This window comes from Bradyrhizobium sp. HKCCYLS3077, from assembly GCF_051167555.1.
GTDB lineage: Bacteria > Pseudomonadota > Alphaproteobacteria > Rhizobiales > Xanthobacteraceae > Bradyrhizobium.
This window is the reverse complement of record NZ_JBNPTH010000001.1, coordinates 158,257-175,513: the sequence shown is the minus strand read 5'-3', so window position 1 is coordinate 175,513 and position 17,257 is coordinate 158,257. Positions and strand designations below refer to the sequence as shown.

The 17,257-nt window shown below is 66.3% G+C and carries 17 protein-coding genes and 1 tRNA gene; 12 read left to right on the top strand and 6 right to left on the bottom strand.

The annotated features are described in order from the left end of the window. Positions 1-383: 383 nt before the first annotated feature. A tRNA-Leu gene (locus tag ACQR0Z_RS00825) sits at positions 384-470 on the bottom strand. Between the two features lie 225 nt (positions 471-695). Here ACQR0Z_RS00825 and ACQR0Z_RS00820 point away from each other — a divergent pair. After that, the gene (locus ACQR0Z_RS00820; protein WP_434917375.1) at positions 696-1,664 is read left to right on the top strand and encodes a complex I NDUFA9 subunit family protein; all 969 of its coding nucleotides are present in this window, start codon (positions 696-698) and stop codon (positions 1,662-1,664) included. A gap of 154 nt (positions 1,665-1,818) precedes the next feature. On the opposite strand, the gene ACQR0Z_RS00815 is transcribed toward ACQR0Z_RS00820, so the two are convergent. Beyond that, positions 1,819-2,625: an undecaprenyl-diphosphate phosphatase gene (locus ACQR0Z_RS00815; RefSeq protein ID WP_434858000.1), complete on the bottom strand. Its 807-nt coding sequence runs from the start codon at positions 2,623-2,625 to the stop codon at positions 1,819-1,821. Positions 2,626-2,975: 350 nt separating this feature from the next. Here ACQR0Z_RS00815 and ACQR0Z_RS00810 point away from each other — a divergent pair, with 350 nt between their 5' ends. Further along, on the top strand, positions 2,976-3,668 hold the full coding sequence (locus ACQR0Z_RS00810; protein ID WP_434857999.1) for a glutathione S-transferase family protein: 693 nt from the start codon (positions 2,976-2,978) through the stop codon (positions 3,666-3,668). Beyond that, the gene (queG, locus tag ACQR0Z_RS00805; protein ID WP_434917994.1) at positions 3,617-4,795 is read left to right on the top strand and encodes a tRNA epoxyqueuosine(34) reductase QueG; all 1,179 of its coding nucleotides are present in this window, start codon (positions 3,617-3,619) and stop codon (positions 4,793-4,795) included. The genes ACQR0Z_RS00810 and queG overlap by 52 nt, the downstream gene beginning before the upstream one ends. Before the next feature lie 11 nt (positions 4,796-4,806). Here the strand turns inward: queG and ACQR0Z_RS00800 are convergent, their stop codons facing one another. After that, positions 4,807-5,592 (bottom strand): alpha/beta hydrolase, encoded by a 786-nt coding sequence (locus ACQR0Z_RS00800; RefSeq protein ID WP_434917374.1) that lies wholly within the window; start codon positions 5,590-5,592, stop codon positions 4,807-4,809. Between the two features lie 323 nt (positions 5,593-5,915). Between ACQR0Z_RS00800 and infC the strand changes: the two genes are divergently transcribed. Then, complete coding sequence (gene infC / locus ACQR0Z_RS00795; protein WP_085963464.1) at positions 5,916-6,455, top strand: translation initiation factor IF-3; 540 nt, start codon at positions 5,916-5,918, stop codon at positions 6,453-6,455. Positions 6,456-6,547: 92 nt separating this feature from the next. Here infC and ACQR0Z_RS00790 read toward each other — a convergent pair whose 3' ends face one another. Further along, the gene (locus ACQR0Z_RS00790) at positions 6,548-6,916 is read right to left on the bottom strand and encodes a hypothetical protein (protein WP_434857997.1); all 369 of its coding nucleotides are present in this window, start codon (positions 6,914-6,916) and stop codon (positions 6,548-6,550) included. Positions 6,917-7,178: 262 nt separating this feature from the next. Between ACQR0Z_RS00790 and rpmI the strand changes: the two genes are divergently transcribed. The 7 genes from rpmI (at position 7,179) to ACQR0Z_RS00755 (ending at position 13,726) form a co-directional block, all read left to right on the top strand. Continuing rightward, positions 7,179-7,379, top strand: a complete 201-nt coding sequence (gene rpmI / locus ACQR0Z_RS00785) for a 50S ribosomal protein L35 (RefSeq protein ID WP_006612327.1) — start codon at positions 7,179-7,181, stop codon at positions 7,377-7,379. Between the two features lie 71 nt (positions 7,380-7,450). Next, the gene (rplT, locus tag ACQR0Z_RS00780; protein ID WP_006612326.1) at positions 7,451-7,810 is read left to right on the top strand and encodes a 50S ribosomal protein L20; all 360 of its coding nucleotides are present in this window, start codon (positions 7,451-7,453) and stop codon (positions 7,808-7,810) included. A gap of 144 nt (positions 7,811-7,954) precedes the next feature. Then, the gene (pheS, locus tag ACQR0Z_RS00775) at positions 7,955-9,037 is read left to right on the top strand and encodes a phenylalanine--tRNA ligase subunit alpha (protein WP_434917373.1); all 1,083 of its coding nucleotides are present in this window, start codon (positions 7,955-7,957) and stop codon (positions 9,035-9,037) included. A 92-nt stretch (positions 9,038-9,129) separates the two neighbouring features. Beyond that, positions 9,130-9,549: an endonuclease domain-containing protein gene (locus ACQR0Z_RS00770; RefSeq protein ID WP_434917372.1), complete on the top strand. Its 420-nt coding sequence runs from the start codon at positions 9,130-9,132 to the stop codon at positions 9,547-9,549. 18 nt (positions 9,550-9,567) lie between these two features. Beyond that, the gene (pheT, locus tag ACQR0Z_RS00765) at positions 9,568-11,976 is read left to right on the top strand and encodes a phenylalanine--tRNA ligase subunit beta (RefSeq protein ID WP_434917371.1); all 2,409 of its coding nucleotides are present in this window, start codon (positions 9,568-9,570) and stop codon (positions 11,974-11,976) included. Beyond that, positions 11,973-12,749: a sulfite exporter TauE/SafE family protein gene (locus ACQR0Z_RS00760; RefSeq protein WP_434917370.1), complete on the top strand. Its 777-nt coding sequence runs from the start codon at positions 11,973-11,975 to the stop codon at positions 12,747-12,749. The genes pheT and ACQR0Z_RS00760 overlap by 4 nt, the downstream gene beginning before the upstream one ends. Positions 12,750-12,781: 32 nt before the next feature. Continuing rightward, positions 12,782-13,726: an MBL fold metallo-hydrolase gene (locus ACQR0Z_RS00755; RefSeq protein ID WP_434917369.1), complete on the top strand. Its 945-nt coding sequence runs from the start codon at positions 12,782-12,784 to the stop codon at positions 13,724-13,726. 210 nt (positions 13,727-13,936) lie between these two features. Here ACQR0Z_RS00755 and ACQR0Z_RS00750 read toward each other — a convergent pair whose 3' ends face one another. After that, positions 13,937-15,346, bottom strand: coding sequence for a flavin monoamine oxidase family protein (locus ACQR0Z_RS00750; protein ID WP_434917368.1), 1,410 nt, complete (start codon positions 15,344-15,346; stop codon positions 13,937-13,939). Positions 15,347-15,536: 190 nt separating this feature from the next. Between ACQR0Z_RS00750 and ACQR0Z_RS00745 the strand changes: the two genes are divergently transcribed. Continuing rightward, complete coding sequence (locus ACQR0Z_RS00745) at positions 15,537-16,517, top strand: YiiX/YebB-like N1pC/P60 family cysteine hydrolase (RefSeq protein WP_434917367.1); 981 nt, start codon at positions 15,537-15,539, stop codon at positions 16,515-16,517. Between the two features lie 279 nt (positions 16,518-16,796). Here ACQR0Z_RS00745 and ACQR0Z_RS00740 read toward each other — a convergent pair whose 3' ends face one another. Continuing rightward, positions 16,797-17,072, bottom strand: coding sequence for a metal-sensitive transcriptional regulator (locus ACQR0Z_RS00740; RefSeq protein ID WP_006613634.1), 276 nt, complete (start codon positions 17,070-17,072; stop codon positions 16,797-16,799). Positions 17,073-17,257 lie beyond the last annotated feature (185 nt).

Sequence of the window (17,257 nt, the reverse complement as noted above, 5' to 3'; positions counted from 1 at the left end):
TCCCCTCCCCCTTGCGGGGAGGGGTCGGGGGTGGGGGTCTCCAGGCGCTGACGCCAATGGTGAGCGCCGTCACTTTCAAAGAACGGAAGCGAGGTGCGCATCATGTGCAGCGGGACTCGTGGACCCCCACCCCCGACCCCTCCCCGCAAGGGGGAGGGGAGCAGACCGTTGGCGCGGCGAGATCGAGAACTGCAACGAGGTGGTGCAACGAGATGATGTCATGGCTCGGAGGGGCTTACGGCGAAAGCCGCCAGTGCGCGACGAAGCGTCTGCGACCCACGCAATGCGTGGACCGGCGACTTCGGAAGCGACAGCGATATCGGGGAAATTCACAACCCGAGCTTCAGCTCGGCGGCGCCACGCGGAGCTCGAAGAGCGAGGCGTGGTGCCCAGGAAAGGACTCGAACCTTCACGGCCGTTAAGCCACTGGCACCTGAAGCCAGCGCGTCTACCAATTCCGCCACCTGGGCATGTGGAGGCGGTGTGTACGGATCGAACGGCGGCTTGTCAAACCACTCCGAGCCCAAGATGACAATTTTTCTCACCCCAGGCGCAAAAACACGGCTCCCTTTTCCGCGATGCGGGCGATGGGCTATACAGCGGTCCAAGATGGCGGGCCGCGGGGTGCGAATCGCCGCTGACAGGCTTCTCGTCCGGGGCGGATCGACCGCCCGGCTATCCCAGGAATGATCCCAATGGCATCGAATCTGGACACCCTCGTCACCGTGTTCGGCGGCTCCGGCTTCGTCGGCCGCAACGTGGTCCGGGCGCTGGCCAAGCGCGACTATCGCATCCGCGTCGCGGTGCGCCGGCCGGAGCTCGCCGGCCACCTGCAGCCGCTCGGCCGCGTCGGCCAGATCCACACCGTGCAGGCCAATCTGCGCTATCCCGACTCGGTGGCTGCCGCGTTGCGCGACAGCCATGTCGCGATCAACCTCGTCGGCATCCTGACCGAGAGCGGCGCGCAGACCTTCGACGCCGTGCAGGCGGAAGGCGCCGCCACCGTCGCCAAGGCCGCGGCCGCCGCGGGCGCCCGGCTGGTGCACGTGTCGGCGATCGGCGCCGATGCCGAGTCGGCCTCGGCTTACGCGCGCGCCAAGGCTGCCGGCGAAGCCGCCGCGCTGGCTGCGGTGCCGGAGGCCGTGATCATGCGGCCGTCGGTGGTGTTCGGCCCCGAGGACCAGTTCACCAACCGCTTCGCGGGCCTCGCCCGCATCGCGCCGTTCCTGCCGCTGGTCGGCGGCGGCGAGACCAAGATGCAGCCGGTCTATGTCGGCGACGTCGCGAATGCCGTGGCCGACGCTGTCGACGGCAAGGCGCAGGCCGGCGCAACCTATGAGCTTGGCGGACCGGAGGTGCTGAGCTTCCGCGAGATCCTCAAGATCATCCTCGACATCACCGACCGCGATCGCATGCTGCTGCCGCTGCCGTTCGGTCTGGCAAAGCTGCAGGCCGCGTTCCTGCAGTTCGCGCCGGGCCCGCTGAAGCTGACGCCGGACCAGGTCGAGCTGCTGCGCCATGACAACGTCGTGTCGGAGGCCGCGAAGGCGGCGGGGCTCACGTTGCAGGGTCTGGGCATCACGCCGGATTCGCTGGAGGCCGTCGGCCCGCAATATCTCTGGCGCTTCCGCCCGGCGGGGCAGTTTCAGCGCAAGAATGCGTGAGGGGCGCATCTGTTAACCGCCGTCATTGCGAGCCACCCGGTCCGCGCGCAGCGCGGCCGGATGACAGGCTCCGCGAAGCAATCCAGGGCGTCACGCGCGACTCTGGATTGCTTCGCTTCGCTTGCAATGACGAGTGGATAGAGCTGGGGCCTGACTACTTCCCGAGCGCCAGCGCGATCAGACCGAGGGTGCCGACGATGACGCGCCACCAGGCGAACAGCACGAAGCCGTGGCGGGTGACGTAGCCGAGGAAGGCCTTCACCACGATCATCGCGGTGATGAAGGAGACGACGAAGCCGATCGCGATGAGGCCGAGATGATCGGACGTCATCTCGGCGCGGCTCTTGTAGAAGTCGTAGACGAAGGCGCCGACCATGGTCGGGATCGCCAGGAAGAAGGAGAACTCCGCCGCCGAGCGCTTGTCGCCGCCGAGCAGCATCGCCGCCACGATGGTGGCGCCGGAGCGCGACACGCCGGGGATCATCGCCATGCACTGCGCGACGCCGATCCAGAGGTACATCAGCAGCGGATAGCGCGTGGCGTCATGCTCCCGCGGCTTCAGATCGATCTGGTCGACCCACAGCAGGATGGCGCCGCCGACGATCAGCGAGAAGCAGACGACCCAGGGGTCGAACAGGAGCGCCTTGATGTATTTGCCGGCGATGAGCCCGATGATGACGGCGGGCAGAAAGGCGATCAGCACGCCGATGATGAAGCGGCGGTCGTCGGGGTTGGTGAGGGCGCCCACGGCGACGCGCGACAGCTTGAAGAAGTACAGCGCGACGATCGCGAGGATGGCGCCGAGCTGGATGAGGATCGCAAAGCTCTTCCAGAAGCCCTCGTCGCCGAGGCCGAAGAAGCGCTCCGCGAGCAGCAGATGGCCGGTCGAGGAGACCGGGAGGAATTCGGTGACGCCTTCGATGATCCCGAGAATCACCGCCCGCAGCGTGTCTGACATCATTGATCCGATCCAACCTTGCCGGCAAAACGCCGCCCTTCTCGCCTATTCGGCCCACGCCCGCAATTGCAAAAAGCGCTGCGAGCGGCCACATCGGATGAATGAACCGGTGCGTGATCGGCCATACGAATCAAGAGGACGCACGGCCGGACGGCGGACCGGGCGCGTTGTTCCCCGGAGCGTCGTTTCCAGCATGCCGGCCCGCAGCCCTACTGCTTACACTTTCGCCGACCATGCGCTAATGGTCCGATTCGCGAGGGCCACCGCCCGGCGGTATCGGGACGATGCATCGGCGCAAGCCGGTGGTTGATCGTTCGTTAAGCGCAGTGGCTGCGGAATCGTCGAAAGGCTTCATGTACACGCTCTACCACCATCCCTTCTGCCCGCATTCGCGTTTCGTCCGCCTGGTGCTCGGCGAATACGGGCTCGATCTGCGCCTGGTGGAGGAACGCGCCTGGGAACGTCGCGAGGCGTTCCTGGTGCTCAATCCGGCGGCCACGACGCCGGTGCTGTCGGTCGACGATATGCCGCCGGTGCCCGGCGTCGGCGTGATCGCCGAATTCCTCGACGAGACCTGCGGGCCGGAGGCGGGCGACCGCCGGCTGATGCCATCATCGCCGGCCGAGCGCGTCGAGGTGCGCCGTCTCATGGACTGGTTCAACACCAAGTTCTTCGAGGAGGCCTCGAACCTGCTGGTCACGGAGCGCATCTACAAGCGCTTCATGAGCGAGGAGGATGGCGGCGGTCCGCCGTCGACCGACGTGATTCGCGCCGCCAAGACCAATGTGCGCTATCACCTCGCCTATATCGGCTGGCTGGCGCAGCGGCGCAATTTCCTCGCCGGCGACCGCCTGACCTATGCCGACCTTGCCGCCGCCGCGCATCTCTCGGCGATCGACTATCTCGGCGACGTGCCGTGGATCGAGGACGACGCCGCGAAGGCGTGGTACGCGCGGGTGAAGTCGCGGCCGTCGTTCCGGCCGCTGCTGTCCGACTGGCTGGCCGGCGTGCCGGCGTCGCGGACCTACGTGGATCTCGACTTCTGAGCGCCAACGCGCCAGACGCCCTCAAGGCGGCGCTGGCAGCCGAGGCGCTGAAGCTCGGCTTCGATTGCATCGGCATCACCGTGCCGGTGGTGAGCGCTGAGCGAATCGCCGCCTTCGAGCGCTTCCTCGCCGAGGGCCGGCACGGCGACATGGACTGGCTCGCCCGCGAGCCGTCGCGACGCACCGATCCACTGGTGCTGTGGAGCGAGGTCCGCAGCGTCATCATGCTTGGCGTCAATTACGGGCCCGACGAGGACCCGCGCGCCATTCTCGCCCAACGCAGCCGTGCCGCGATCTCGGTCTATGCGCGCGGCGACGACTATCACGACGTCATCAAGAAGAACCTGCAGACGCTCGCCCGCTGGCTGGTCGCCAACGCAGGTGGCGACGTGAAGGTGTTCGTCGATACCGCCGCCGTGATGGAGAAGCCGCTGGCGGAAGCGGCGGGCCTGGGATGGCAGGGCAAGCACACCAACCTGGTGTCATCAGGCTTCGGCTCCTGGTTGTTCCTCGGCGCGATCTACACCACGCTCGCGCTGCCGATGGACACGCCGGAGCGCGATCATTGCGGCTCGTGCCGGGCCTGCCTCGACAGCTGTCCCACCGCGGCGTTCCCGGCGCCCTACAGCCTCGATGCCCGGCGCTGCATCTCGTATCTGACCATCGAGAACAAGGGTCCGATCCCGCGCGAATTCCGCAAGGCCATGGGCAACCGCGTCTATGGCTGCGACGACTGCCTCGCCGCCTGTCCCTGGAACAAGTTCGCGCAGGAGGGGCGCGAGGCCAAGCTGGCCGCCCGCGACGCGTTGCGCGCGCCATCGCTGGCCGAGTTGGCTGGCCTCGACGACGCCGCCTTCCGCGCACTTTTCACGAAGTCACCGATCAAGCGCATCGGCCGCGACCGCTTCCTGCGCAACGTGCTGATCGCGATCGGCAACTCCGGTGATGCCGCGCTGATCCCGGGGGCCGAACGGCTCGCCCGTGATCCGAATCCACTGGTGCGGGGCGCGGCGGCCTGGGCGCTCGGAGAACTGCTCGACCCGCAGACCTTCACGAAAACGGCCGAGGCCGCGCTCGCGTCCGAAACCGACGACAGCGTCCGCGCGGAGTGGCAAACCCGATGCTGACGCGGCCAGCCTCAACCCATCTCGCCGACGGCGGCCAGCATCCGCGCGATGTCCTGCGGCCGCGACAGCCGGTGGTCACCGTCCTGGATCATGGTCAGCACGACGTCCTCCGCCGGCAGCCGGTGCGCCAACGCGAAAGCGTGCTGCCAGGGCACGTCGGGATCCTGCGCGCCCTGCAGGATGCGGACGGGGCAGCCGACATTGACCGCGGAGCCCAGCAGGAGATGGTTGCGGCCGTCCTCGATCAGCGCGCGCGTGATCGGATAGGGCTCGCCATATTCCGACGGACGCATCCAGACGCCGTTGGTCTCGATCTCCCGGCGGATATCAGCCGAAAAACCCTTCCACATCAGCTCCTCGGTGAAATCGGGCGCCGGCGCGATCAGCACCATCCCGGCCAGCGAAGCCTCGCCGGGCTGCTTCAGCAGTTCGCGCGCCAGCAGCAGCGCCATCCAGCCGCCCATCGACGAGCCGATGACCACCTGCGGCCCGCGGCAGAACTGCCGGAACACGGCCACGCTCTCCTCCAGCCAGCGGCCGATGGTGCCGTCGACGAAGCGCCCGCCGGATTCGCCGTGGCCGGAGTAATCGAACCGAACGCAGGCGCGGTCGCGTTCGGCCGCCCAGGCCTCGAGCGCCACCGCCTTGGTGCCCTTCATGTCGGAATTGAAGCCGCCGAGCCAGAACAGCCCCGGCGCAGTCCCCGGGCGGGCCCGTACAGCGATCTGGCGTGCGGCATCGCCGGCGCCGACAGAGATGAAGGCTGGGAGGTCGGTCGATTCGATAGGTTGGTTCATGGATCGTTACCCAATGGCGGACGTTGTGTGGGGGAGCCGGCCGTGTCCGTCAATCGGCTTGGAGCGACGCTGCCGCTTGCGAAAGCGTGTCGCGCACTCTATGTCCGCGGGCGGAACCACAAGGCTGGACCCGCGCGTTCGCGCCCGCCTGGCCAGTTGGTCTCCTTTGGGGGAATACGCCGCCACGCCGACATCCTGCGCGTGCGACGCAAGTGCCGCAATTGCCGGGCGGAATTTCGACGCACCGGGCCTGCGCGACCTTGCCCGCAAAGGCATCTTCCTTCAAACTAGCCGCCTTCTTCCACAACCTTGGAGAACTACCCATTCGCCGCCCTAATCGAGCCCCGCCCGCTGCCGTCAAAGACGGGCCGCGCACCAATGATGAGATTCGCAATGCGCAGATCCAGCTGATCGACGCCGAAGGCACCAACCGTGGTGTCGTCGAGACCGTTGTCGCGATCAAGATGGCGGCCGAGGCCGGCATGGACCTGGTCGAGATTTCGCCGAACAATTCGCCTCCCGTCTGTAAGATCATGGACTACGGGAAGTACAAATATTCGGCGCAGAAGAAGGCCGCCGAGGCCCGCAAGAAGCAGAAGGTCGTCGAGATCAAGGAGATCAAGCTCCGCCCGATGATCGATGACCACGACTACGACGTGAAGATGCGGGCGATGCAGCGCTTCTTCGAAGAGGGCGACAAGGTCAAGATCACCCTGCGCTATCGCGGCCGCGAAATGGCGCACCAGGAGATCGGCACCAAGCTGCTCGACAAGGTGAAGTCCGACGTGGCGGCGTTCGCCAAGGTCGAACAGGACGCCAAGTTCGAGGGCCGTCAGGTCGTCATGGTTCTGGCCCCGCGCTGAGAGGCGAGGGACGACGCTTCAAACCGGGCCCGCCACGCGTTGGCGGGCTTTTCTCTTGAGGGGACCGATCACGGCCGTTCTTTTGGACGGTATCAGGACCGCGTCGCCTGCCACCGCCCGCTGCAGGTCCCGGCCGAGCCTTTCCCGCTCCACCGGCCGAACCCTGAGGTCGCGCCCAACCGCCCGTTACCGCTGGCCGACGAGCCGCCCTGCGAGACCCGCACCGTGACGGCACCGCCGCGGCCGACCGTGCCGGTGATGTTGGCGGAGCCGGCCGAGGTCACCCGCCCGCCGCTGATCTGCACCGGGAAGCTGTAGCCCTGATCGCAACTGCCGGCCTCGGTGATGATCAGGACGGTCCAGGGACCATCGAACCCGGCGGCTTGCGCCGGGGCGGAAGACGAGAATGCAGCCGCGGCCAGGACAGCGGCGACGGCAGCGGGACGAACGATGCGGACCATGGCGGACCTCGGCTTGGTTAACGAAAGCTGATCATGGGTCGGAATAGCTGATTCCATGGTTCGACGTTGCCAAGTTCGATCGTCTCTGGCATAAGCGCGGCCTTCGTCGCCCGGCTGATCAAGGGCTGCCGTGGCGATGTCCCTGTGCGGGTGGGTCCTCGTTTGGACCCGAAACCTGAGCACAACCAACGCTCTAACGAGCATTTTCGCCGGATGGCGCCGCTTTCGCGGGCGGCTTGCCGTTGGCATCAAGGAGAGCCAAATGCCCAAGCTGAAGACCAAATCCGGCGCTAAAAAGCGCTTCAAGGTGACGGGGACCGGCAAGGTCATGCACGCTCAGCGCGGTAAGCGCCACGGCATGATCAAGCGGACCAAGAAGCAGATCCGGCAGCTGCGCGGCACCCGCGTGCTGTTCAAGACCGACGGCGACAACGTCAAGAAGTACTTCTTGCCGAACGCCTGACCGGCCTCTCGCTTCCGAACCCGGCCGCGCGCGACGCGGCTCGTCATCACCTCTGAACAAGGATTTCCGTCATGTCTCGCGTCAAACGCGGTGTGACCGCCCACGCCAAGCACAAGAAGGTCTACAAGGCCGCCAAGGGTTTCTACGGCCGCCGCAAGAACACCATCCGCGCCGCCAAGGCCGCCGTCGAGAAGGCCGGCCAGTATGCGTTCCGCGACCGCAAGCGCAAGAAGCGCACCTTCCGCGCGCTCTGGATCCAGCGCCTGAACGCCGCCGTGCGTCCGTTCGAGCTCACCTACAGCCGATTTATCGACGGCCTGTCCAAGTCCGGCATCACCGTCGACCGCAAGGTGCTGTCGGATCTCGCGATCAACGAGCCCGCCGCGTTCGAGGCGATCGTTGTGAAGGCCAAGGCGGCGCTCGCCGCCTGATCGCCTCCACCTCGCGAAGGACTACGCAAAGCGGCCGACGCCCTCGGCCGCTTTTTGCTGTCCAGTCATATCGCTGCTTTCGCTTGACCCCTGTCGCCGGCGCGGCGACAACCCAGCCGCCTTTGCCCCGCGGAGATCTTGCCCGTGTCCGACCTCGCCTCGCTCGAAACCTCGATCCTCGACCAGATCGCCGCCGCCGGCGATGAAGCCGCGCTGGAGGCGGTGCGCGTCGCAGCCCTCGGCAAGAAGGGCTCGATCTCGGCGCTGCTGGCCACGCTCGGCAAGATGTCGCCGGATGAGCGCAAGACTCAAGGTGCTGCGATCAACCTCGCCAAGGACAAGGTCACGCAGGCGCTGACCGCGCGCCGCGACGTGCTCAAGGCCGCAGCCCTCGATGCGCGCCTCGCCGCCGAGACCATCGACGTCACCCTGCCGCTGCAGGATGCGCCGGCCGACAGCGGCCGCATTCATCCGCTCAGCCAGGTGATGGACGAGCTGACCACGATCTTCGCCGATATGGGCTTCTCGATCGCGGAAGGCCCCGATGTCGAGACCGACGACTACAACTTCACCAAGCTGAACTTCCCCGAAGGCCATCCGGCGCGCGAGATGCACGACACCTTCTTCTTCAACCCGAAGGAGGACGGCTCGCGCATGCTGCTGCGGACCCATACCTCGCCGGTGCAGGTTCGGACGATGCTGACCCAGAAGCCCCCGATCCGCGTGATCTGCCCGGGCCGCACCTACCGCATCGATTCGGATGCGACCCATACGCCGCAATTCCACCAGGTCGAGGGCCTCGTCATCGACAAGGGCTCGCATCTCGGCCACCTCAAATGGATCCTGCACGAGTTCTGCAAGGCGTTCTTCGAGGTCGACCACATCAACATGAAGTTCCGGCCGTCGTTCTTCCCGTTCACCGAACCGTCGCTCGAGGTCGATATCCAGTGCCGCCGCGACAAGGGCGAGATCCGCTTCGGCGAGGGCGAGGACTGGCTGGAGATTCTCGGTTGCGGCATGGTGCATCCGAACGTGCTGCGCGCCTGCGGCATCGATCCCGACGAGTACCAGGGTTTTGCCTGGGGCATGGGCATCGACCGCATCGCGATGCTGAAATACGGCATGAGCGATTTGCGCCAGCTGTTCGAAGGCGACGTCCGCTGGCTGTCCCACTACGGCTTCAAGCCGCTGGAGGTGCCGACCCTGGCGGGAGGATTGAGCACGTGATGAGTCTCGCCCTCTCCCAGCAGACGGTCGAGCTCCCTCTCCCGCTTGCGGGGGAGGGCTGGGGTGGGGGTGTCTCCGCGCAGGAGGTCTCGATGGACGACGAGAAGCCGGCCTGGAAAGTCCCCTCACGGCTTCGATCCAATGCACGAGCACTCCGCCAAAACTCGACCGACGCCGAGCGCATCCTCTGGTCGGAGCTACGCGGTCACCGTCTCCTCGGCGTCGGCTTCCGCCGCCAGGTCCCGATCGACCGCTACATCGCCGACTTCGTCTGCCACGCCGCTCATCTCGTCATCGAACTCGACGGCGGCCAGCATTTCTCAAATGAAGCCGAGCAGCGCGATGCCGCGCGCTCGGCTGTGATCGAGGCGAAAGGCTTTCAGATCCTGCGCTTCGCCAACAACGACGTGCTGGCCAATCGGGCCGGCGTTCTTGACACCATTGCCGCTGCCGTTGCGGCGAGAGCCCCCACCCTACCCCTCCCCCGCAAGCGGGGGAGGGAACAGGACTGAGTCCGCGGAAACAGAGCCATGAAATTCACGCTGTCCTGGCTGAAGGACCATCTCGACACCGATGAGCCGGTGGAGAAGCTCGCCGACAAGCTCACGATGATCGGCCTCGAGGTCGAGCATCTCGAGGACAAGGCGAAGCTGCTCGCGCCGTATAAAATCGCGCGCGTCGTCTCCGCCGAGCAGCATCCGAATGCGGACCGGCTGCGGGTCTGCATGGTCGACACCGGCGACGGTGGCGCGCCGGTGCAGGTCGTCTGCGGCGCGCCGAATGCGCGCGCGGGGCTGGTGTCGGTGTTCTCGCCGCCGGGCACCTACATTCCCGGCAAGAACATCACGCTGTCGGTCGGGACCATCAGAGGCGTCGAGAGCCGCGGCATGCTGTGCTCGGCGGCCGAACTGCAGATCTCCGACGATCACGACGGCATCATGGAGCTGCCGGCGGATGCGCCGATCGGCAAGCCCTACGCGGAATGGGCGGGCCTCGGCGATCCCATGATCGAGATCAACCTGACGCCGAATCGCCAGGACTGCACCGGGGTTCACGGCATCGCGCGCGATCTCGCCGCCGCCGACATGGGCAAGCTGAAAGATCCCGCCATCAAGCCGATCAAGGGCGAATTCCCCTGCCCCGTGAAGGTCGCGGTGGAGGACGAGAAGCTGTGTCCGGGCTTCGCGCTGCGGCTGGTGCGTGGCGTCAAGAACGGTCCGTCGCCGAAATGGCTGCAGCAGCGGCTGACCTCGATCGGGCTGCGCCCGATCAACGCGCTGGTCGACATCACCAACTACATGACATTCGACCGCGCGCGGCCGCTGCACGTGTTCGACACCAAGAAGGTCAAGGGCAATCTGGTCGTCCGCCGCGCCCGCGATGGCGAGACACTGCTGGCGCTCGACGGCCGCACCTACACGCTCGAGAATTCGATGTGCGTGATCGCCGACGACGCCGGCGTCGAGTCGCTCGCCGGCATCATGGGCGGCGAGGCGTCGGGCTGCGACGAAGGCACCACTGACGTGCTGATCGAATCGGCGCTGTGGAACGAGATCAACATCGCCCAGACCGGCCGCAAGCTCGGCATCAATTCCGACGCGCGCTACCGCTTCGAGCGCGGCGTCGATCCGGCCTTCATGGTGCCGGGCCTGGAGATGGCGACCAAGCTGGTGCTCGAGCTCTGCGGCGGCACGCCGTCCGACAACGTCGTCGTCGGCAACGCCTATGGCGACGACCGCATCATCGACTTTCCCGTCAGCGAGGTAAAGCGTCTCTCCGGCATCGAGGTGCCTTTCCCGGAGATGCGCCGCATTCTCACCCATCTCGGCTTCACGCTGGCCGGCACCGGCCCGGTCGTGAAGGTCGCGGTGCCCTCGTGGCGCAGCGACGTCCATGGCAAGGCCGACATCGTCGAGGAAATCGTCCGCATCGTCGGAGTCGACAAGGTGCCGATGACGCCGTTCGAGCGCGGCGATGCGCCGCGCAAGCCGGTGCTGACGCCGCTGCAACTGCGCACCCGCCGCGCCAAGCGCGCGCTGGCGGCGCGCGGCATGGTCGAGGCCGTCACCTGGTCGTTCATCTCCAAGCCGGCCGCCGAGCTGTTCGGCGGCGGCAAGCCCGAGCTCGCGCTCGCCAATCCGATCGCGTCCGACCTGTCCGACATGCGCCCGAGCCTGCTGCCCGGCCTGATCGCCACCGTGCAGGCCAACGCCGATCGCGGCTTCGGTGATGCCGCGATCTTCGAAGTCGGACAGATCTTCAAGGGCGACCGTCCGGAGGATCAGTTCGTCGCCGCCAGCGGCATCCGCCGCGGCATCGCCGCATCGAAGGGTCTCGGCCGGCACTGGACGGGGTCGCAGCCGGCCAACGCCTATGATGCCAAGGCTGATGCCCTCGCCGTGCTCGCGGCCGCCGGCGCGCCGATGGCCTCGCTGCAGATCGTCGCCGGCGGTCCTGCCTGGATGCATCCGGGACGCTCCGGCACGATCCAGATGGGACCGCAGAACGTGCTCGGTCATTTCGGCGAGCTGCATCCGCGCACGCTGGAAGTGCTGAAGGCCGACGGTCCACTGGTCGCGTTCGAGGTCATCCTCGATCGCGTCCCGGCAGCCAAGGCGAAGCCTACTCGCGCCAAGCCGGTGCTGGAGCTCTCCGCGTTCCAGCCGGTGTCGCGTGACTTCGCCTTCATCGTCGACCGCAAGGTCAAGGCCGGCGACATCGTGAAGGCAGCGCAGGGCGTCGACAAGAAGCTGATCACCGACGTCACCGTCTTCGACATCTACGAGGGCAAGGGCATCGAGGACGGTAAGAAGTCGGTCGCGATCGCCGTCACCCTGCAGCCGCGCGACAAGACCATGACGGATGAAGAGATCGACGCCGTCGCGGCCAAGATCACCGCCGACGTGGCCAAGAAGACCGGCGGCACGTTGCGCGGATGAGCCTGTCCGGGCTCATCCCTGCCGAACTCAGCCTGTTCGCGACGATCGCTCTGGCGGTCGTTGCCTTCATCGCAGCGACCGCGCGCGGCTTCTCCGGCTTCGGCGCGGCGCTCATCTTCATGCCGCTGGCCAGCAGCTTTGCCGCGCCACGGCTCGTCGCGCCGCTGCTGCTGGTGATCGACTTCGTGGCGATGGCGCCGACGGTGCCCAACGCCTGGCGCGATGCCGACCGCAAGGCGACGGCGGTGATCGTTGCCGGCGCGCTGGTCGGGGTGCCTCTCGGCACCTACTTCCTCTCCCGGCTCGATCCGGTCACGGTCCGCTGGATCATTACCGGCTTCGTGGTCGCGCTGCTTGCGCTGCTGATCTCGGGCTGGCGCTATCGCGGCAAGGACTACACGGCGCTGTCGGTCGCGGTCGGCGCCGTGTCCGGCTTCTGTAGCGGCGTGGCGCAGACCGGTGGGCCGCCGATCGTCGGCTACTGGCTGGGACGTCCGATCGAGCCGAAGGTCGCGCGCGCGAACATCGTGCTGTTCTTTGGTGCCTCTGACGGCTTCGCGATGGTCAGCTACGCCGCCAGCAGCCTGATCACCTGGGACTCGCTCAAGCTCTCCTTGCTCATCGGGCCGGTCTACGCGATCGGCGTCGCTTTCGGCGCCTCACTGTTCGGCCGCGCCAGCGAGCGCGTGTTCCGCATCATCTGCTATGCGCTGATCGCGATCGCCGTGATCTTCGGGCTTCCGGCCCTCGACGGCGTGCTCGGCCGGGGCTAGCTTCCGCGCAACGAGACCCGCGGGAGGACGCCATGATCAATCGTCGAACGATGCTGTCGCTTGCGTTGGGCTCAGCCGGGGCCATCGCGGCGCCATCGGCGTTCGCGCAAGGCGCCAAGGCCGGAACACGCATCGTATTCCTCGGCACCAAGGGTGGGCCGCGCGTCGGTGTCGGCGCCTCGAACCCCGCCAATCTCGTCGTCGTCAACGGCACGCCGTTCGTCATCGATTGCGGCATGGGCGTCAGCCGACAGCTGGTCAGCGCCGGCGTGCCGATCCCGTCGATCAAATACATCCTGATCAGCCACCATCATTCCGATCACAATCTGGAATACGGCAACCTGTTCTACAACGCCTGGGCCGCAGGGCTGTCAACGCCGATCCAGTCGTTCGGGCCGAAAGGCTTGGAGGCGATGACGCGGAGCTTCTGGGAGACCAACAAGTTCGACGTCGACACCCGCATCGATGACGAGGGCCGGCCAGATCCGAGGCCGCTGCTGATTGCCAAGGATATCGATTCTGACGGCGTCGTCGTGAAGACGGCCGACGTGACGGTGACCGCGTTCCGCACGCCGCATCCGCCGATCACCGATAATTTCGCCTACAAGTTCGATACGCCGGACGGCACCATCGTGTTCTCCAGCGACACCGCCTACAACCCGAAGCTTGCGGAGTTCGCCATGGGCGCTGACGTGCTGGTGCACGAATGTCTCTACGTGCCGGCGGTCGACCGTCTCGTCCTCAAGACCAAGAACGGATCGACGTTGAAGAAGCATCTGCTGGAAAGCCACACCACGACGGAGGACGTGGGCCGCGTCGCGGCTGCGGCCGGAGTGAAGGTACTTGTGCTCAGTCACTTCGTGCCGGGCGACGATACCGAGGTGACCGACGAGGATTGGACCCGCGACGTCAAGAAGAACTACACGGGCCGCATCGTCGTCGCGAAGGACCTGATGGAGCTGAAGCTGCCGGTGTAGTTGGCTTTGGAACTACAAATTTCTCAGTCGAAGCACGGCTCAAGATGCCGGTACGATGGTCATGAATGCGCCCTCTCCCCTCGTGGGAGAGGGCATCGACGGCCTATCCAACCGAGCCTGCTGAACTTTCCTACATGCCATCTCCCACAAGGGGAGAGGGCACGGTCAATCCCACCGCATCTTGTTGCGATCTTAGCGATGCGTTCGAGATCAATCCTCCGGCGAGGCCGACCGCACCTTGCGACGACGACCACGCTGGCGCTCGCTCGTCGGCTCCGGCTCGGGATCCTTCAACGCACCGATGCGGCGAAGCGCGGCTTCCGCGGCGCGCTCGCCGGACTCCCAGGCGCCGTCGACCGTGCCCCACAGCGTCTCATGCGTCGCTTCACCGGCGAGAAACAACGGTCCCAGCGGCTCGCCGAGGATCTTGCGCGCGCCCTGGCCGCCGGGTGCGGCCGCAGACATCGCGCCGAGCACGCCCGGCACCTGATTCCAGCGGGTGGCCGACGACGACTTCACTGCGGCGGCCGCTTCGCTGCCGAACAGCTTGCCGATCCACTCCTTGCCGAAAGCGGTCATCGCCGCCTCGCCCTGCGCGGAGAGATCCCGGCCGAAGCTGCCGGCAACGTCGACGGTGCACAGTGAGGAGCCGCCGATATTGGCGAGCAACAGACCGGTGCGGTTCGAATTGCTCTGCTCGACGATGACCTCGTCGCGTAACAGGCCGAGCGGATTGCCGGACAGCATCAGTGCGATGTGATCGAGGCTGCCCAGGCTCAGCTTCGCGGCGGCGTCGAGCTGCCGCTTCGGCAGTTCCGGAGCAAACTTGATGGCGCCCGATGCGAGCACGTTGGTCGACACCGTGAGAATGACGGCACGCGTCGCAATGCGGCCCGCCGGCGTTTCCACGGCGACGTCACGGTTGCCCCACACAATCCGCGTGGCCGGCGTCGCCAGCGCCACCGGCAGGGACTCGCCAAGCTTGCTGACGAGCGTGCCCAGCCCCTGGCGACAGGCGAGCGGCGCGCTGCGATCCTGGCCTCGGGCCTTGTCGATTGCGGAGAGATCGGCGAGGTCCTTGCCGGTGGCGCTGGCGCCGAGCACGAAGGCGGTCGTCCCGGTCCAGTCGCCGAGATCCTTGGGCAGCGCTGCGGCGCACGACGTGTCGAGCTTGCCGCGCGAGGCCTCGTCGATGGCGCGATTGGCGCGAACGAGGCCGGCGAGGAACTGCTCGGTTTCACCCGGCCGCGCATTGCGCCGGCCGACGCGGATCTTCTGGCCGACCGGCGCGGCGATCACGTCGAGACCGAGGCCGCGGGCCAGCTTGCCGATCGCATTCGTCTCGGCGTTGAGCAGCCAGCGCGCGCCACGGTCGAAAGGGACGCCGAAGGTTGCAGCATCCGTGCTGCAGCGGCCGCCGATCTGCAACGCCGCTTCGAGCAGCACGACCCTGCGATTGGCGGCCGCGATGCGGCGCGCCGCGGCAATCCCTGCGGCGCCCGCCCCGATCACGACGATGTCAGCATCGCGCGGAACCGCGGCTCGGCCCGAGCGGCTGAAGACGGGCAGCGCGGCCAGCGCCGCGGAAGCGGTCAGGAAGCCGCGGCGCGTAAAGCTCATGACATGGTTTCCGAAAGCTTTGAAAGAACGCGTTCGGTCGGAATTTGCCGCATCTGCCGCGCTGCGGCAACCGGGTGGTGAATCCCATACCGTCTAAGTCAGTTCGACTATGAACCAAATTGCAACCGCGATCGACCATGATGAAAGAAGGGAAAAGCAGGCGGCCGGACAAGGCCGACCGGGGAGCGTCATGGGTATCGTGCTCGACCAGATCGGCAAGCTGATTGCCGCCTATCTCCAGAAGGAGATACCGGGCTATGAGCCGTTCACCCCAAGCGATCCGGATTACCTGCGCAAGGACATGCAGCCGGGCGACGTGCTGCTGGTCGAAGGAAACAGCCGCATCTCCGGCATCATCAAATATCTCACGCAGTCGACCTGGTCGCATGCGGCGCTCTATGTCGGCCCGATCGATGGCGCCGTCGAGCCCGACGGCGAGCCGCATGTGCTGGTGGAGGCCTATGTCGGCGACGGCGTGATCTCGGCGCCGCTGTCGAAATACTTCTCCTATCACACGCGGGTGTGCCGCCCCGTAGGGCTGACCTTCGAGGATCGCCATACGGTGTGCCGCTATGCCATCAACCGGATCGGCTTCGGCTACGACACCAAGAACATCATCGACCTGATGCGCTATTTGATCCCGATGCCGATCCCGCAACGCTGGCGTCGGCGCATGATCGCGCTGGGCTCGGGCGACCCCACCAAGATGATCTGCTCGGCCTTGATCGCGCAGGCGTTCGACGCGGTGCGCTATCCGATCCTGCCGAAGATCACGCGGGCGCCGTCGCGGCGCGCCAAGCGCGAGATCCTGCATATCCGGGATTCGTCGCTGTACATGCCGCGCGACTTCGACATCTCGCCCTATTTCGAGATCGTCAAGCCGACCATCGTCAACGGGTTCGACTACACGACGCTCCACTGGGCCGACAAGCAGAAGCCGCTCGCGGAGGTAGCGGGCGAGTTCGCCGTGTTTCCAGGATCTGTCGTTGCGCCGCCGCTCGTTCCTGAGACGGCTGACGAAGAAACGGCGCAGCCGGTTGCGGCTGAGGAAGTGATGGCCGAGAGGGTGATCGAGCGGCTCGTCGTCAATGAGCATTTCCTCGTCGCCGAGCCTGTGCGGACGTTGGCTGCCCGTCCGGCCGCGCGCCGCCGCAACAAGGTTGCGGTCTGAACTCTTGCTAACTGCATCTAAGTTGGATTCGAGCACGCGCTCATTGGGCAGTGTGCTCCCTCTCCCCGTTCTTACGGGGTCGCGACGAGCTTCGCTAGCGCTGAGAGGGTTGGGGTGAGGGGCAGCCACGAACACCGGGCGTACCGAGAGCCCCCGTCACCCGGATGGCATCTGAAGATGCCATCCGACCTCTCCCCGCCCTAGCGAAGCTTCGCTTCGCCCTGGCGGGGCGAGGTACACGGCGTTCGTGGCTCAGGGCTCGCGCTTTAACGACCAAGATTACCGATCCGACCGGCTGATCACATCCATCAGCTCCGCGATCTTCTGCCGCTGATCGGCTTTGTCGCCGGACGCGATCGCGTGTTCGACGCAATGCGAGACGTGATCGCGCAGGATCTCCTCCTCGACGCGGCGGAGCGCCGCGCGCACCGCGGAGATCTGAGTCACAATGTCGATGCAGTAGCGGTTGTCCTCGACCATCTTGGACAGGCCCCGGACCTGCCCTTCGATCCGGCTCAAACGTTTCTGGCAGGAAGTCTTGATGTCGTCGCGCATGGGCTTTATATACCCCTACAGGGTATAGGTTTCAAGAGGCGAGGCTGGCATGTCGGAAACCGAACACGGGCATGGTGCCGCAGCGGTGCAATCGGGTGGATGCGGCTGCGGATCACGCGCGAGCGCGGTGGAAACCAGACAAAGCGAGGCGCCCGTAGAGGCGTGTTGCAGCGATCGTGCCGGTC

Bases quoted from the DNA above. Each gene is read 5' to 3' on its own strand.
- ACQR0Z_RS00820 (WP_434917375.1), top strand. From the start codon at position 696: ATGGCATCGAATCTGGACACCCTCGTCACCGTGTTCGGCGGCTCCGGC.
- ACQR0Z_RS00815 (WP_434858000.1), bottom strand. From the start codon at position 2,625: ATGATGTCAGACACGCTGCGGGCGGTGATTCTCGGGATCATCGAAGGC.
- ACQR0Z_RS00810 (WP_434857999.1), top strand. From the start codon at position 2,976: ATGTACACGCTCTACCACCATCCCTTCTGCCCGCATTCGCGTTTCGTC.
- ACQR0Z_RS00800 (WP_434917374.1), bottom strand. From the start codon at position 5,592: ATGAACCAACCTATCGAATCGACCGACCTCCCAGCCTTCATCTCTGTC.
- ACQR0Z_RS00790 (WP_434857997.1), bottom strand. From the start codon at position 6,916: ATGGTCCGCATCGTTCGTCCCGCTGCCGTCGCCGCTGTCCTGGCCGCG.
- rpmI (WP_006612327.1), top strand. From the start codon at position 7,179: ATGCCCAAGCTGAAGACCAAATCCGGCGCTAAAAAGCGCTTCAAGGTG.
- rplT (WP_006612326.1), top strand. From the start codon at position 7,451: ATGTCTCGCGTCAAACGCGGTGTGACCGCCCACGCCAAGCACAAGAAG.
- ACQR0Z_RS00770 (WP_434917372.1), top strand. From the start codon at position 9,130: ATGGACGACGAGAAGCCGGCCTGGAAAGTCCCCTCACGGCTTCGATCC.
- pheT (WP_434917371.1), top strand. From the start codon at position 9,568: ATGAAATTCACGCTGTCCTGGCTGAAGGACCATCTCGACACCGATGAG.
- ACQR0Z_RS00760 (WP_434917370.1), top strand. From the start codon at position 11,973: ATGAGCCTGTCCGGGCTCATCCCTGCCGAACTCAGCCTGTTCGCGACG.
- ACQR0Z_RS00755 (WP_434917369.1), top strand. From the start codon at position 12,782: ATGATCAATCGTCGAACGATGCTGTCGCTTGCGTTGGGCTCAGCCGGG.
- ACQR0Z_RS00750 (WP_434917368.1), bottom strand. From the start codon at position 15,346: ATGAGCTTTACGCGCCGCGGCTTCCTGACCGCTTCCGCGGCGCTGGCC.
- ACQR0Z_RS00745 (WP_434917367.1), top strand. From the start codon at position 15,537: ATGGGTATCGTGCTCGACCAGATCGGCAAGCTGATTGCCGCCTATCTC.
- ACQR0Z_RS00740 (WP_006613634.1), bottom strand. From the start codon at position 17,072: ATGCGCGACGACATCAAGACTTCCTGCCAGAAACGTTTGAGCCGGATC.